The sequence below is a fragment of the Brevundimonas sp. C43 genome (assembly GCF_030732185.1).
Lineage (GTDB): Bacteria > Pseudomonadota > Alphaproteobacteria > Caulobacterales > Caulobacteraceae > Brevundimonas > Brevundimonas diminuta_C.
Map to the genome: position 1 here is coordinate 2,939,064 of NZ_CP132231.1, position 13,758 is coordinate 2,952,821.

General features: G+C 65.8%; 12 protein-coding genes and 1 tRNA gene. 9 read left to right on the forward strand and 4 right to left on the reverse strand.

Annotated elements, in window-relative coordinates; genetic code table 11:
• Positions 1–52 precede the first annotated feature (52 nt).
• The 9 genes from Q9R14_RS14735 (at position 53) to Q9R14_RS14775 (ending at position 8,550) form a co-directional block, all read left to right on the forward strand.
• Positions 53–511, forward strand: coding sequence for a hypothetical protein (locus Q9R14_RS14735; protein ID WP_055808990.1), 459 nt, complete (start codon positions 53–55; stop codon positions 509–511).
• Between the two features lie 3 nt (positions 512–514).
• Positions 515–712 (forward strand): helix-turn-helix transcriptional regulator, encoded by a 198-nt coding sequence (locus tag Q9R14_RS14740; protein WP_055754453.1) that lies wholly within the window; start codon positions 515–517, stop codon positions 710–712.
• A gap of 44 nt (positions 713–756) precedes the next feature.
• Positions 757–1,728, forward strand: coding sequence for a TraB/GumN family protein (locus Q9R14_RS14745; RefSeq protein ID WP_306002864.1), 972 nt, complete (start codon positions 757–759; stop codon positions 1,726–1,728).
• A gap of 82 nt (positions 1,729–1,810) precedes the next feature.
• Positions 1,811–1,885: transfer RNA gene (locus Q9R14_RS14750), tRNA-Gly, on the forward strand.
• Between the two features lie 420 nt (positions 1,886–2,305).
• On the forward strand, positions 2,306–2,872 hold the full coding sequence (locus Q9R14_RS14755; protein WP_306002865.1) for a hypothetical protein: 567 nt from the start codon (positions 2,306–2,308) through the stop codon (positions 2,870–2,872).
• A gap of 253 nt (positions 2,873–3,125) precedes the next feature.
• Entirely contained in the window at positions 3,126–3,869 is a 744-nt protein-coding gene (locus tag Q9R14_RS14760; protein ID WP_306002866.1) for a hypothetical protein, read from the forward strand.
• 181 nt (positions 3,870–4,050) lie between these two features.
• Complete coding sequence (locus Q9R14_RS14765; RefSeq protein ID WP_306002867.1) at positions 4,051–4,908, forward strand: hypothetical protein; 858 nt, start codon at positions 4,051–4,053, stop codon at positions 4,906–4,908.
• On the forward strand, positions 4,905–7,616 hold the full coding sequence (locus Q9R14_RS14770) for a hypothetical protein (protein ID WP_306002868.1): 2,712 nt from the start codon (positions 4,905–4,907) through the stop codon (positions 7,614–7,616). Before Q9R14_RS14765 ends, Q9R14_RS14770 begins: the two co-directional genes overlap by 4 nt.
• 22 nt (positions 7,617–7,638) lie before the next feature.
• Positions 7,639–8,550 carry a hypothetical protein gene (locus Q9R14_RS14775; RefSeq protein WP_242077404.1) on the forward strand — a complete coding sequence of 304 codons (912 nt, stop codon included), beginning with the start codon at positions 7,639–7,641 and terminating at the stop codon, positions 8,548–8,550.
• A 79-nt stretch (positions 8,551–8,629) separates the two neighbouring features.
• Here Q9R14_RS14775 and Q9R14_RS14780 read toward each other — a convergent pair whose 3' ends face one another.
• From Q9R14_RS14780 to Q9R14_RS14795, 4 genes are all read right to left on the reverse strand, one after another.
• Positions 8,630–9,052, reverse strand: a complete 423-nt coding sequence (locus Q9R14_RS14780) for a hypothetical protein (RefSeq protein ID WP_242077403.1) — start codon at positions 9,050–9,052, stop codon at positions 8,630–8,632.
• A 190-nt stretch (positions 9,053–9,242) separates the two neighbouring features.
• Positions 9,243–10,238 carry a bile acid:sodium symporter family protein gene (locus Q9R14_RS14785; protein ID WP_306002869.1) on the reverse strand — a complete coding sequence of 332 codons (996 nt, stop codon included), beginning with the start codon at positions 10,236–10,238 and terminating at the stop codon, positions 9,243–9,245.
• Between the two features lie 68 nt (positions 10,239–10,306).
• Complete coding sequence (gene acs / locus Q9R14_RS14790) at positions 10,307–12,262, reverse strand: acetate--CoA ligase (RefSeq protein WP_306002870.1); 1,956 nt, start codon at positions 12,260–12,262, stop codon at positions 10,307–10,309.
• A gap of 4 nt (positions 12,263–12,266) precedes the next feature.
• The gene (locus Q9R14_RS14795) at positions 12,267–13,619 is read right to left on the reverse strand and encodes a DcaP family trimeric outer membrane transporter (protein WP_306002871.1); all 1,353 of its coding nucleotides are present in this window, start codon (positions 13,617–13,619) and stop codon (positions 12,267–12,269) included.
• Positions 13,620–13,758: the final 139 nt, after the last annotated feature.

Genomic DNA, 13,758 nt, shown 5'->3' on the forward strand with positions numbered 1-13,758 from the left:
TCCGAGCAGGAATGTCAATGTAGCTTGTCAATAGGACAAGGGGTGTTGACTGATGCGCAAGTGGCGGCCGGTAATCAAGGCGACGGTGATCACGTTCGGCGGCGGCCTGCTGTTCGCCTTCCTCGGCGGTATCGCGGTCGGCTACGCCTCCAGTTCGGGATGGATCGCGCCGGAGATGGGCGAACTGATCGTGACCGCAGTCTTCGCCGCCGCGATCATGGCCGGCGCCCTGTGGATCGGCGCCGAATGGATGCGCGTGATCGACGAGGCTGCGCGTGAGGCGCACAAGGCCGCCTGGTACTGGGGCGGCACGGCGGGCATGTGCGTCAGCGGCGTCGGCCTGATCCTGTCCTCGGCCGGACCGTGGCGCGACATCATCGCGCGTGAGATCGGCTCGGGCGGCTCGCCCATCGACTATGTGTCCGCCGGCGCCGCCTTGATGATCGCCCCCATGCTGATCGGCTACACCGTCGTCTGGGTGTGGTGGTGGCTGGCGCGGATGCGGGGCTGAGCCATGAACAATCGTCTCAAGGTCCTGCGCGCCGAGCGCGACTGGAGCCAGGCGCAGCTGGCCGAACATCTGGGCGTGTCGCGCCAGACCGTGAACGCGCTGGAGACCGGCCGTTACGACCCCTCCCTGCCGCTGGCCTTCAAGATCGCCCGCGTCTTCGGCCAGCCCATCGAATCCATCTTCTCGGACGATCAGGCCTGATCGGTCCTTCTTCTCCTTCATTTTCGACAACAACGAGACTTCTCATGACCTTCACTGATCGCCTTCTGTCGTCCGTTTCCAGCCTGGCGCGCGGCGCCGTGGGCGTCGCCGGCGGCCTGGCGCTGTTCGTCGTCATCGCCGGCGTCCCGGCCGACGCCCTGGCCCAGACCGCCGCGCCCGCCGTCCCTGCCGCCCCTGCGCCGATCCAGGGCGAGGGGCCCGCCCTGTGGGTGGTCAAGGATGCGGATTCGACCCTGTATCTGTTCGGCTCGGTCCATGTCTTGCGTCCGGCGACCGGCTGGTCCAGTCCCCGTGTCGAGGCCGCCTTCGACAGCGCCTCGGACATCTGGTTCGAGATCAGCAACCCCGACGACCAGGCCGCCATCATGCCGCTGATCCAGCAGCACGGTCTGTCGCCCGAGACCCCCCTGTCCAGCCGTCTGACGCCGCAAGAAAACGCGGAACTGGACGCGGCCGCCCAGGCCATGGGCGCCTCGGCCGCCCAGCTTCAGCCGATGAAGCCCTGGCTGGCGGCGCTCAGCCTGTCGGTCGCGCCGCTGATCAAGGCCGGCTACGATCCCAAGTCCGGCGTCGAACTGGTGCTGAAGGCGCGGGCCGAGGCGGCCGGCAAACCGATCCACGGCTTTGAGACCATCGACAAACAGATCGGCATCCTGGCCGGCCTGCCCGACGACGTGCAACTGGTCTTCCTGCGCGAGACGCTGAAGGACTACGAGAACGCCGCCACCAAGCTGGATGAAATGGTCGAGGCCTGGGCCCGAGGCGATGTCGCCACGCTGGACCGCGTCACGATCACGGAAATGAAGGAGGCCTCGCCGGCGCTGTATCAGGCCGTTCTGGTTGATCGGAACACCGACTGGGCCAACCAGATCCAGACCCTGCTTGAAGGCTCCGGCACCGCCTTCATCGCCGTCGGTGTCGCCCACCTGACCGGCGACGACAGCGTCCAGGCCATCCTGCAAAAGCGCGGCGTCACCGTCGAAGCGGCGCAATAGCCTCTGCCTTGAGCGCGGCCGCTGCGGCGGCTAAGACAATCAACGCCGGAGCGCGCTCACGCCGCTCCGGCGTTTTTTCTGTGCGGGTGTAGTTCAGAGGTAGAACGTCAGCTTCCCAAGCTGAATGTCAGGGGTTCGATTCCCCTCACCCGCTCCAATCCCGATCCTTGACGCGTTGCCGCATTGGCCGTGAAGCGGCGCCATCGCCCGCGGCCACTCTATTTTGTGTGCCATTGTGAAACAGTGCGCTAGCGGTTGTTGTCCCGCGATAGGACGCTAGGGACGCGCGCGATCGTCGCCGAAACATCCTGCCTAACGTCGGCGCCCGAGCCCCACCTAACACGATGACGAAGTTGGTCGAACGCCACGCCCTTGCGGCGGCCTGACGCACAACGCCGTTCAGCAAACGCATTGCATACCGCTGCTCTTAGGCGTAAAGCGGCCACCGTTAACTGATTGTTAACCAAAGCCTGCCCGTCGCCGAGCGTCTCGATTCGGAGTGGCACGGCTTTTGGAAGGGGTGGGGCGAACCGTCGGGGTGACGGGCCGTCCTGGGGACGGAAACGGGATTGGGGCAATGCAAAATTCGTCAAGGCCGTTGCGTGCGTCGGTCCGCCGCCTGAGCGGCGCCATCGCGCTGATCGTCACCGCCATCGCGTCGCCGGCTCTGACCAAGCCTGTCGCCGACAACCTCGACGTGGGCAAGACGCTAAATGTCGCCGTCACCGGCCGCATCGTCCCGCGCTGCGAGATCCAGGGCGGGGGCGACATCGACTTCGGCGAACTGACGGGAGGCGAGCGCGCCACGGCCCTGTTCGGCCTGGACTGCAACGTGCCGTTCGACCTGGGCGTCACCTCGGCGCGCGGCGGCCTGGCCCATGCGACCAAGCCCCAGGGCGAGGGTCCCTTCTCGGGCGTGCTGCCCTATGACGTGACCCTGACCGTCCCGACCCTGCGGCCCGAGCCGCGCACCGTTCGCGCCATCTTCAGCAGCGTCGACCATACCGGCGTGCTGTCCAGCGGCGACGGCATCGCCGCCGGCGGCGGCAAGATCGAATTCCGCACGCGACAGCCCGCCGGGGCTGGACTGCTGGCTGGACAGTATTCGGAAACATTGACTGTGACGGTGACGCCGCGCGTCTGACAGGTTCCGTACATCTCGTCACAATATTGAAGAGTTAAGTTTGGCTTATGCTGCAAGCCGAACGGCTTATGCTTGACTAGAATAAAAGTGCGTACTCGCCTTACTGGGGAATCGTTCCGAATTCATCCCTAACGGCGTTTTTTATTGTTGACTAACTTGTTAACAGGGCGTTAAGTCCCAGCCGATCGGACGGGGAGGGATAACCGCCTCGATCGACTTTTTTTCGCGAAATCCTTCGCTTGGAGAGACTGCTATGAAGAAGTTTGCTGCTCTGATGGCCGGCGTCGCCGCCATCGCCATGGCCGGCGTCGCCTCGGCCGACACCGTCTATCAAGGCTCGACCGGCGCTGCCGGTGTGAACGTTAACGGCACGGGCGCCGTCATCGCCGCCAACACGGCCAACGCGCTTGGCCTTCTCGGCCCGAACGTGTCGCTGTACACCGTCTCGGGCGGTTCGTTCGGCAACATCGGCAATGAGTCGAACTCGGACGGCGCGACCTTCACCCTGAAGGGCAACGTCACCACCGACTGCGTCTATTACACCGGCAACGGCTCGCAGACGATCGACTTCCAGGAAATCGGCATCTACGCCTCGGAGAACGCCGGTCCGGCCGCCGCCTTCGACATGGTCGCCCCGGCGTCGGTCGACATCAACACCAACCTGGCCGGCTGCAACACCCGCAACCGCGTCACCCTGTCCAAGAATGACATCCGCGGCCTGGTGAACAACTCGGGCGCCGGCTACGACTCGAACGTCTTCCAGGCGAACCTGCCCTACCGCGTGGTCGGCAACTACACCGCCGGCGCCGTGGGTTCCACCCTGGTTGCTTCGCAGGGCGACAAGATCACGCTGCTGGAAGGCGCCAACGCCACCCAGGCCGAGCATGGCGCCTGGAAGTCGCCGATGCGTCTGCGGGTCACCATCCCGACCCCGTCCAAGGCGCTGCTGGCCGGCAACTACGAAGGCCAACTGACCCTGGCTATCACCGCCTTCTGATCAAAGCCTGATCAGAACTCGGTGCAGGGGGGCCTTAGCGCCCCCCTGTTTGCGTTTCGGTCACCATTGTTACGCCATGCTGGGGGTCGGCTGGCGCGACGCTTGCAAAGGATTCGGCGCGACGGCTCGCGACGGGATTCCAAAAGCCGGCGCCAGATCGGCCTTCGGGGGAAAGACTGCCATGTTTTCATTGCTGAAGCTTCGTTTCGGCCGCGCGGCCGTGACGGCGGCCTGCCTGCTGGGTGCCGGGATGGTGATCCTGGCCGCCGCCGGCGCCGCCTGGGCCATGCGCGTCTCACCCATGGTCTCGGAACTGACCACCACAGGCGTCGGTTCGGCCGCCCGGATCGAGGTCGGAAACATCGGCTCGGCCGCCCTGCCGTTCGAAACGCGCATCACCCGCATGGACGTGGACGCCGACGGCAACATCGTCGAAACCGACGCCGACGAGGACTTCCTGGTCTTCCCGCCGCAGGGCGTGGTGCCACGCGGCGGCCGACAGGTTGTCCGCGTGCAGTGGGTCGGCAGTCCCGACATCGACACCTCTCACGCCTATTACCTCTGGGTGCGACAACTGCCCGTGGCCACCGATCCGGACGCCATACCCGAGGACGGCGGCGCTGTTTCGGTTCAGGTGCTCTACACCATGAAGGCGCTGATCGTCGTCGCCCCGCCAGGCGCCGAACCCAAGGTCGAGATCGTCTCGATCAAGCCGACCATGGTCGCGCCGCCGGCGCCCGAGATCGACCCTGCATTGACGGGCGACGAAGCACCGCCTCCGCCGCCCGAAGAGCCAGGCGTCGAAGTTGTGGTCGGAAATAGCGGCAAACGCTACGCCTTGATGAGCGGCGCTACGTGGATCCTGGACGGTACCGACATTTCCGGCCAGCCGTTCACCCGCGAATACAAGAGTGAAGAAATCTCGCAACTGGTCGGCGTCGGCTACCTGGCTCCCGCTGGTGGACGTCGGACCTTCAAGCTGCCCACCGGCGTGGCCCTGGATCCGGCCAAGCCCGTCACGCTTCGGTTCGGACGATGAGACGCCTCGGGGGAAGTGTCTCGGCATTGGTCCTTGCCTGGGGGCTGGCGTGCCTGCCGAACACGACCGCCCAGGCGGCGGGCCAGGGCATGGGCCAGGCGGTCGACGACGCCGCACAGACCGCGCGTGACGCCACCACCGCCCTGAACCGCGCCAGCCTGGCCTCCGCCCAGGCCGCCGTCGCCGCCGTTGAGGACGCCCCGGCGCCGGTCCAGCCGACTTCGCCGACGCCCGAGCCCGCCCCGGTCCCGGCCGAAACGCCGGCGCCGCCCGCGACCCCGACGCCGGTTCCCGCCGCCGCGCCCTCGGCCCGTCGCGACATCAACCCCTACGACCGCGACATCCCGATGACGGTGCCGCTGAACTTCAACAGCCGCGTGCTGGGGGAACTGCCCGTCGTCCTGACCCGCGACGACCGTTTCATCGTCGAAAGCGCGGGTTTCAAGACGCTGATCGATCCGCTGCTGACGCCCGAGGCCCAAGCCGAATTGGCCGCCCGCCTGCAGGAGGTGGAGTCGTTCGCGCCCGAAGAGATCAACAATACAGGCATCCAACTGGACTATGATCCCGAACAGTTGGCGGTGCTGGTCCTGCGCATTGATCCGACGAAGCGCTCGATCGAGGCTTTGTTTCAGGGCGGTCGCCCTGAGGAGCCAGGCCTGCCGCCCCAGACCTTCAGCGCCTACCTGAACAGCAGCATCGCCCTGCAGCGTTTTCAGTCTAGCGGCGACTTCAGCAAGCCGAGCGTGTTCCTGAACGGGGCGGTCCGCTTTGGCAGCGTGGTGTTCGAAGCCGATGTGCAAGGCCGCGAGGACCTGTTCTCTGGCGAGTATGAGGTGGAGCGTCGCTACGCCCGCTTTGTGTACGACCAGCCAGAGGCCTATCGCCGCTGGTACGTCGGTGACCTTGAGCCAGAGATACGGGGCCGACAAGGCTTCGCCGAACTCGGCGGCGTCGGTGTGTCGCGTCAGCGTCAGAGGTTTGATTCCTTCCGCAACAACATTCTTTCCGGTGGCCGCGAGCTGGTGCTGCAGGAACCATCGACGGTCCGAGTTCTAAGAAACGGCATATTCGTGCGGGAATTCCGCCTCGACCCTGGTCAGTACGACCTCTCGCAGCTGCCGCTCGAGACCGGCTCCAACGACATCCAGATTGAAATTCAGAACGATTCCGGCCGAGTGCAGACGGTGGCCTATAGCGCCTACCTCGACGCCATCGATTTGGAACCCGGCGACTATGAGTACGGCGCCTACCTCGGAGCAGTCGACACCAGCGTGCTGGGCTCGCCCCGCTACGACGGCGGACAGTTGGCCTTCACCGGCTTCTGGCGTAAGGCTTTCGTGGGTCGACCGGCCTTGGGGATCGGGATCCAAGCATCGGAGGACGCCCAGACTCTGACGGGCCAATCGCAACTCATCTTGAAGAATGGCGCACGGGCGCGCCTGGATGCGGCGGTCAGCAACAGCGATCAGGGCGGCGGATACGCTTTTGCGCTCGGCTTCGACCATTTCATCGATCTGGGCGACACCTACGACAGCTGGACGGTCGTGGCCGACTACACGTCCGAAGATTTCGCCACCATCAGCGATCCGCTCGCCCAGAACGCGACCTCATGGATCTTTTCCGGTGGTTACTCGCACCAGTTCTCAATGGACTGGCTGGCGAACCTCAGCGCTTCCTACCGGATGAGCCGCAGCGCACTGGCTGGCGATTCCTATTCAATCGCCGCGACGTCGACCTATCGCTTCGCTCCGCAATGGAGCGCCCAAGTGGGCCTTGAGTACACCGATTTCGGCGCGACGGCCGGCGGCTTCCGCTCCGACGGGTTTGGAGCGACTTTCGCTCTTATCTGGCAGCCGCGTTACGATCGGCGCGCCGAAGCCCGCTACAGCTCCGCCCGCAACAGCGGCAGCGCTCGGTTCCAGCAGTCCTCAGAGAACCGCGTCGGCGCGCTAGGCTATTCGATCGCTTCCACCTACGATGACGGCCCAGCGACCCTTTCGGGCCAAGTCGATTACATCGCCAATCGCTTCGACGCTACCGTCAGCCACACGGCCTTCGGTTCCAGCTTCTCGAACATCAGCGACGAGCAGGTCACCACTCTGCGGGTGGGGTCATCGATCTCGACCGCAGGTGGAAAAACCGCGATCGGCCGCAACATCTACGACAGTTTCGCCATCGTTTATCCGCACGAAAGCATCGAAGACCATTCCGTCATCGTCGGGGACAGCTTGCAGGGCGGCCGGTATACGGGTCGCAGCGGACTGCTCGGCGGCGCCGTCGCCAACAACCTCGGTTCGTACGTCAACCAGTCGATCCGCTACGACGTGATCAATCCGCCACGCGGTTATAATATTGGCGACGGCGTTGCGCGCGTGCATCCCGCTTATCGTAGCGGCTACGCCATCGAGGTCGGCAGCGCCAAGTTCGTCAGCGCCCTGGGCCGCCTGGTCGGCAACGCCGGCCGGCCCGTGGCCCTGATGTCCGGGCGCATCCGCCCCGCCGACGATCCGACGGCCGCGCCGGAGCTGTTCTTCACCAACTCCGTCGGCCGGTTCGCCATGCAGAACCTGGAGCCGGGCAAGCGTTATCGCGTCGAGCTGTTCTCGACGCCCGCCCTGGGCTTCGAATTCACCGTTCCCGCCGACAACGAGGGCCTGCTCGACCTGCAGGTCGTCAATGTGCCGCTCGATGTGTCCGAAGACTGAAACAACGGCCGAGGAGGCTGAAATGTCCCGTAATCGTACATCCGCCCTGCTCCTTGCCGCTGCTGCTGCGACCGCGACCTTGATGGCGGCCGCGCCTAGCGAAGCCGCACCGGGTTGCCAGTTGGTGATCGAATCCGGCGCCGATCAATGGATGATGCGCTACGAGCCGTTTGATCAGGACGTAGCCGTTCAGGAATTCGATGTCGCCGTGGTGAACCAGGGCGACGGACCCTGCACCGCCGTCAGCCGCGTCGAACTGCGCGGCGAGCAGTTCGGCCTGGTCAACGAAGCCGGCGCCCAGCGCATGGCCTACGCCCTGGTCGACGAGCGAGGCGGCGCGGATGTCACCCCGCGCGCGGGCCAGAGCGCGCGCCGCATCGGGGTGCGGCCGCTGAACCTGGCGGCCGGCGAGCGGGGTCTGATGCGCTTCTCCTTCACCGCCGCCCCGGCTGAAACCCTGTCGGCGGGCCTCTATTCCCAGAACGCCTTCATCAATCTGGAAACCCCGGACGGCCGACCGCTGGCGGAAAAGCCCGTCACGCTCAGCCTTCAGGTGCCTTCGGCCGCCGTCATGGGTCTGAAGGGCGAGTTTCGTCGCAACGGCGGCACACCGACGATCGACTTGGGGGAACTGACCCAAGGCGTTCGGCAGTTGCGCACGACCCTCTATGTTCTGAGCACTGCGGGATACAGCGTCTCGGTGGCGTCGCAGAACCAAGGCCGCCTGCGTCAGGGCGCCAGCGAATGGTATGTGCCCTATGGTCTGGTTCTGGGCGATCGCGACATGGACCTGTCGCGCGGCGGTCGGGTCGATGTGGTGTCGCGCCGCGCGCGACTGGACGACTATCCGCTGACGATCAGCGTCGGCAGCACGACCGGCAAGCGCGCCGGCGATTATTCCGACATCCTGACCTTCACGGTCGCCGCGCTATAAGCGTCAGCGCCAAACAAAAAGAGGCGGAGACGTCGCGCGTCCCCGCCTCTTTTTCAACTGGGATGGATATGGTCGGCGATCAGATCGGCTGAATCGTCAGGGCCAAGATCAGCGGCTGTTCCAGTTCGACGTCGTCGAACCGATAGGACACAGAACGGATCGTCGCGATGCTGGAGCGGCGCAGGGTCTGCATGCCGGACTTGTCCAGATCGAACGTTCGGTCGCCGTAGAACATCACCGCCTTTTCGGTCAGCGACAACGGCCGATACTGGGCCGAGACGGTGAAGCCGCCGGGGCTGTTGCAGGCCTCGACCACCTCTCCAGAGCGACCGGCGGCCGCCAGGACGGGCGAGGTGGGCTTGACCCAACAGGCGACAGGAACGGTGGCGCGAAGGCGATAGGTGCCGCCTGCGGTCGGCCCGGCGAAGGCGGGAGCGGCGGCGGCGACCAGGCCGAGCCCGAGCGTGGCGGCGGCGAGAGCGCGAAGGATACCTTTGGTCATCTGCGGTTCCGATCTGCACATTGCAGAGGAACACTAGATCGCCGCTCGTTAAGGTCACGCGAGCGAATACGCCTAATGCGGCTTAACCTTGATCGCTGGCGTTAATGCGTCGGCAAGCATGATGATATGCACGGGAATACTGAGAAGTGATCTGCCGTGATCTCAGGTTAAGCTCGCGCCCCGCCAGACTTTATGCGGTCTGTTCGATGACCGCGGTCTCTTCATTCTCTCTTGCATAGCGCTGGGCGATGATCGTGCAGGCGAACAGTTGGATCTGATGGAACAGCATGATCGGCAGGACGATCAGGGGCACGGCGTGACCGGCGAAAAGGATGCCGGCCATGGGGATGCCGGTGGCCATGCTCTTCTTGGAGCCGCAGAACAGGATGACGATCCGGTCGGGGCGGTCGAACTTCAGCGCGCGGCCGGCGAACAGGGTCAGGGCCAGGACGATGGCCAGCAGGGCGATGTTCAGGCCGATGACCTTGGCCAGATCCAGCGGAGCGACCTGGGACCAGACGCCGGCGACGACGCCTTCGCTGAAGGCGGCGTAGACGATCAGCAGGATGGAGCCGCGATCCACGAGGCCGGTCAGTTTGGCGTGGCGGGTCAGCCAGTCCTTCAGCAGGGGGCGGCACAGTTGGCCTACAGCGAAGGGGGCCAGGATTTGCAGACCGATGTCGATAATGGACTGCAGATGGATGCCGCCATTGGCGCCGCCGATCAGCAGGGCGACCAGCAGCGGCGTCACGATCACGCCCAGCAGGTTCGACAGGCTGGCGCTGGTCAGGGCGCCCGCGACATTGCCGCCGGCGATGGAGGTGAAGGCGATGGACGACTGCACCGTGGACGGCAGCAGGCACAGATAGAGCATCCCGGTCAGCAGGTCGGGCTGCAGCGACCCGCGCATCAGGAAGACCAGCCCAAGCCCCAGCAGCGGGAACAGCAGAAAGGTCGACAGAAAGACCGTGCCCTGCAGCCGCCAGTGCAGCAGGCCCGCGCCGATGGCCGCCGGCGACATCCGCGCGCCATACAGAAAGAACAACAGGGCGATGGCGGCCTTGACCACCCAATCCATGACCACGGCCGCCTGTCCGCTGGCGGGGAACAGGGCCGCCAGGATCACCATGCCGATCAGGGCCAGCAGATAGCCGTCGATCGGCAGGCGGGACAGAAAACGAGGCATGGAGGGCTCAGGCTGCGGCGGGCTGACGCACAGATAGGCGCATCAGCCCGTGCATAGAACCCGCGTCTTCAGGCCCCGGCGCGGTTCTTGACCAGATCGTCCACGACCGACGGATCGGCCAGGGTCGAGGTGTCGCCCAGCGCGCCGATCTCGTTTTCGGCGATCTTGCGCAGGATGCGACGCATGATCTTGCCGGACCGGGTCTTGGGCAGGCCCGGCGCCCACTGGATCACGTCGGGCGCGGCGATGGGGCCGATCTCGTGGCGGACGTGGGCGACCAGCGTCTTGCGCAGCTCTTCCGTCGCCTCGACCCCGTTGTTCAGGGTGACATAGGCGTAGATGCCCTGGCCCTTGATGTCGTGGGGATAGCCGACGACCGCGGCCTCGGCGACATCGTCGTGCAGGACCAAGGCGCTCTCGACCTCGGCCGTGCCCATCCGGTGGCCGGAGACATTGATGACGTCGTCCACCCGGCCGGTGATCCAGTAATAGCCGTCCTCGTCCCGGCGGCAGCCGTCGCCGGTGAAATACCGGCCGGGATAGGTCGAGAAATAGGTGTCGAAGAACCGCTGGTCGTCGCCATAGACCGTCCGCATCTGGCCCGGCCAGCTGTCGGTGATGCACAGGTTGCCGGAGACGGCGCCTTCCAGCGGCTGACCCTCGGCGTCCACGATCTCAAGCTCGACGCCGGGCAGGGGCAGGGTCGCCGATCCGGGTTTCAGGTCGGTCGCGCCGGGCAGGGGGGTGATCAGATGGCCGCCCGTCTCGGTCTGCCACCAGGTGTCCACGATGGGGCAGCGGCCGTCGCCGACCACCTCGTGATACCAGCGCCAGGCCTCGGGATTGATCGGCTCGCCCACCGTGCCCAGCAGGCGCAGCGAGGCGCGCGAGGCGGCCTTCACCGGCGCATCGCCTTCGCGCATCAGGGCGCGCAGGGCCGTGGGGGCGGTGTAGAAGATCTCGACCTTGTGCTTGTCCACCACCTGCCAGAACCGGCCGGCGTCGGGATAGTTGGGCACGCCCTCGAACATCAGGGTCGTCGCCGCATTCGCGAGCGGCCCATAGACCAGATAGGAATGGCCCGTGACCCAGCCCACGTCGGCGGTGCACCAGAAGACCTCGCCGGGGCGATAGTCGAAGACGATCTCGTGCGTCCAGGCGGCCCAGAACAGATAGCCCCCCGTGGTGTGCAGCACGCCCTTGGGCTTACCCGTCGAGCCAGAGGTATAGAGGATGAATAGCGGATCCTCGGCGTTCATCGGCTCGGGCGGGCAGTCGGCCTCGACCTTGGCGGCCTCCTGCCCATAGTCGAAGTCGCGGCCCTCGATCATCGGCACATCGGCGCCGGTGCGACGGATGACCAGAACGGTGTCGACCTTCACCTTCGTCAGGGCCTCGTCGACATTGGCCTTAAGCGGAATATGCTTGCCGCCGCGCAGACCCTCGTCGGCGGTGATGACCAGGTTGGAGCCGCAGTCCTCGATCCGGCCGCACAGACTGTCGGGCGAGAAGCCGCCGAAGACCACCGAATGCACCGCGCCGATCCGTGCACAGGCCAGCATGGCGTAGGCGGCCTCGGGGATCATGGGCAGATAAAGGGTGATCCGGTCACCCTTCCTGGCCCCATGCGCCTTCAGCACATTGGCCATGCGGCACACCTCGGCGTGCAGTTCGCCGAAGGTGATGTGGCGGCTGTCGGCGGGATCGTCGCCTTCCCAGATGATCGCCGTCTGGTCCTTGCGGTGGGGCAGGTGACGGTCGATGCAGTTCGCCGAGACGTTCAGGACGCCGTCCTCGAACCAGCGGATGCGGAAGTCTTCCTTGTTGAAGGAGACGTCCTTGATCTTCGTCGGGGGGGTGATCCAGTCCAGCCGTTTGGCCTGTTCGGCCCAGAAGGCGTCGGGGGTTTCGCGCGCGGCGATCCGCGCCGCCTCATACGCCTCCCGGTCCATATGGGCCTTTTCGGCCCAGTCGGCGGGGACGGGATAGAGGGCGGGATCAGGCACGCGAGACGTCTCCGGCATCAAATCAGAATCCGTATTTGGCGAACAGGATCAGACGGGTCATGTCGCCGCTGGCGCCGGTTTCGATCTCGCGGTCTGCGAACATCAGCTCGGCCCCGACATCAAACGCCGTAACCGGCGACCAGATCAAGTTGGCGTGGAAGCTCTGGGCCGAGCGGTTGGCGGCCAGGCCCGTGAAGGCCAGGTCGTTGTCCACCTTCTGCGCCGACCAGATCAGGCTGGAACGCCAGCCGGGCGCCCAGACGTGGCGATAGGCGGCGAAGCCGGCGACGACGCCGATCGCATCCAGGTCGCCCGAGCCGTTCAGCACCGCATCGTTAGAGAAGTTCAGACCGACATAGCGGCCGATGCCCTCGCCGCCCGTCACCATCAGGCGCAGATCGTCCTTGGCGCCGACCTTGATCTTGGTCGAGGCCGACAGACCCCAGCCGGTCGCGGTGGAATCGATGTTCGTCGCGGGGTTCTGGTATTTCAGCTGACGCAGCAGGCCGGCGAACTGGAAATCGCCCCAGGGCCTGGACACCGCATAGCGGGCGGTGAAGTCCGGCAGGCTGTTGTCGTCGGCGACGATGCGCGCGCCACCGCCGAAGGGCGTCACCGTCGTCTCGGGGTTCTCGACCGAGACCGAGAAGGGCCCGCGCGTGTAGCGGACCTGGACCTGGCGGGCGAAGACCGTGCCCTCGGCCGCGCCGATGAAGTCGGCGGATTCGGGCAGGACGGCGGTGTTCTGGAAGTTGGTCCACTCCTGGCCGATCAGCCAGTTGTCGATGGTGATGAAGGCGCGACGCAGGGCCGGGTTGGCCGGACTGGTGGTGCGCTGGTCGCCGGCGCCGGGCAGGGTCTGGAAATCCATCTCCATCCGGGTGCCGATCTTGTGACCGCCGACCATGCCGTCGGTGGTCAGCCAAAAGCGGGTCTGGCGGGCGTTGAAGTCAGTCGCCGTATCCTCATCGGCCCCGCCGATCGGGATGGAGCCGGGAATGTGGAATTCACGCAGCGCATCGCCGTTGACCGGATCGCCGCCGGAATAGCGGGTGGCGTAGGCGTCTACCTTGACGAAACCGCCGAACTTGACCGTGTGGTCGCCGATGCGGAACCCTTCGCCGGGCGCCGCCGGCGCCGACGCCTGCTGGACCGGGGCGGACGCGGCGGGGCGGGTCTCCAGGCGGATGATGTCCTGCTGTTGCGCCGCCTGCTGGGTTCGCGCGGCGACGACCTCGGACTTCAGGGCGTTCAACTGGGCTTCGAGCTGAGCGATGCGCGCCTCGAGCGCGGCCTGGTCCTGGGCCGAGGCCAGGCCGGGCGTCGCCATCAGCGCGACGGCGGCGGCTCCCGCCATCAGGCTTTTCGTGATCATGATGAACCTCCCGCGCCCGTCTGGCGCGGGCGTCCCTTTGGCGACCTTTCCGCCTCCAGCCTCGGGGAGCCATTGGCCATTGGTCTAATTTCGACCAAAGTCGAACCGCGCCATGATGGCGACGACGCGGCCGGTCAGA

Bases quoted from the DNA above. Each gene is read 5' to 3' on its own strand.
- Q9R14_RS14735 (WP_055808990.1), top strand. From the start codon at position 53: ATGCGCAAGTGGCGGCCGGTAATCAAGGCGACGGTGATCACGTTCGGC.
- Q9R14_RS14740 (WP_055754453.1), top strand. From the start codon at position 515: ATGAACAATCGTCTCAAGGTCCTGCGCGCCGAGCGCGACTGGAGCCAG.
- Q9R14_RS14745 (WP_306002864.1), top strand. From the start codon at position 757: ATGACCTTCACTGATCGCCTTCTGTCGTCCGTTTCCAGCCTGGCGCGC.
- Q9R14_RS14755 (WP_306002865.1), top strand. From the start codon at position 2,306: ATGCAAAATTCGTCAAGGCCGTTGCGTGCGTCGGTCCGCCGCCTGAGC.
- Q9R14_RS14760 (WP_306002866.1), top strand. From the start codon at position 3,126: ATGAAGAAGTTTGCTGCTCTGATGGCCGGCGTCGCCGCCATCGCCATG.
- Q9R14_RS14765 (WP_306002867.1), top strand. From the start codon at position 4,051: ATGTTTTCATTGCTGAAGCTTCGTTTCGGCCGCGCGGCCGTGACGGCG.
- Q9R14_RS14770 (WP_306002868.1), top strand. From the start codon at position 4,905: ATGAGACGCCTCGGGGGAAGTGTCTCGGCATTGGTCCTTGCCTGGGGG.
- Q9R14_RS14775 (WP_242077404.1), top strand. From the start codon at position 7,639: ATGTCCCGTAATCGTACATCCGCCCTGCTCCTTGCCGCTGCTGCTGCG.
- Q9R14_RS14780 (WP_242077403.1), bottom strand. From the start codon at position 9,052: ATGACCAAAGGTATCCTTCGCGCTCTCGCCGCCGCCACGCTCGGGCTC.
- Q9R14_RS14785 (WP_306002869.1), bottom strand. From the start codon at position 10,238: ATGCCTCGTTTTCTGTCCCGCCTGCCGATCGACGGCTATCTGCTGGCC.
- acs (WP_306002870.1), bottom strand. From the start codon at position 12,262: ATGCCGGAGACGTCTCGCGTGCCTGATCCCGCCCTCTATCCCGTCCCC.
- Q9R14_RS14795 (WP_306002871.1), bottom strand. From the start codon at position 13,619: ATGATCACGAAAAGCCTGATGGCGGGAGCCGCCGCCGTCGCGCTGATG.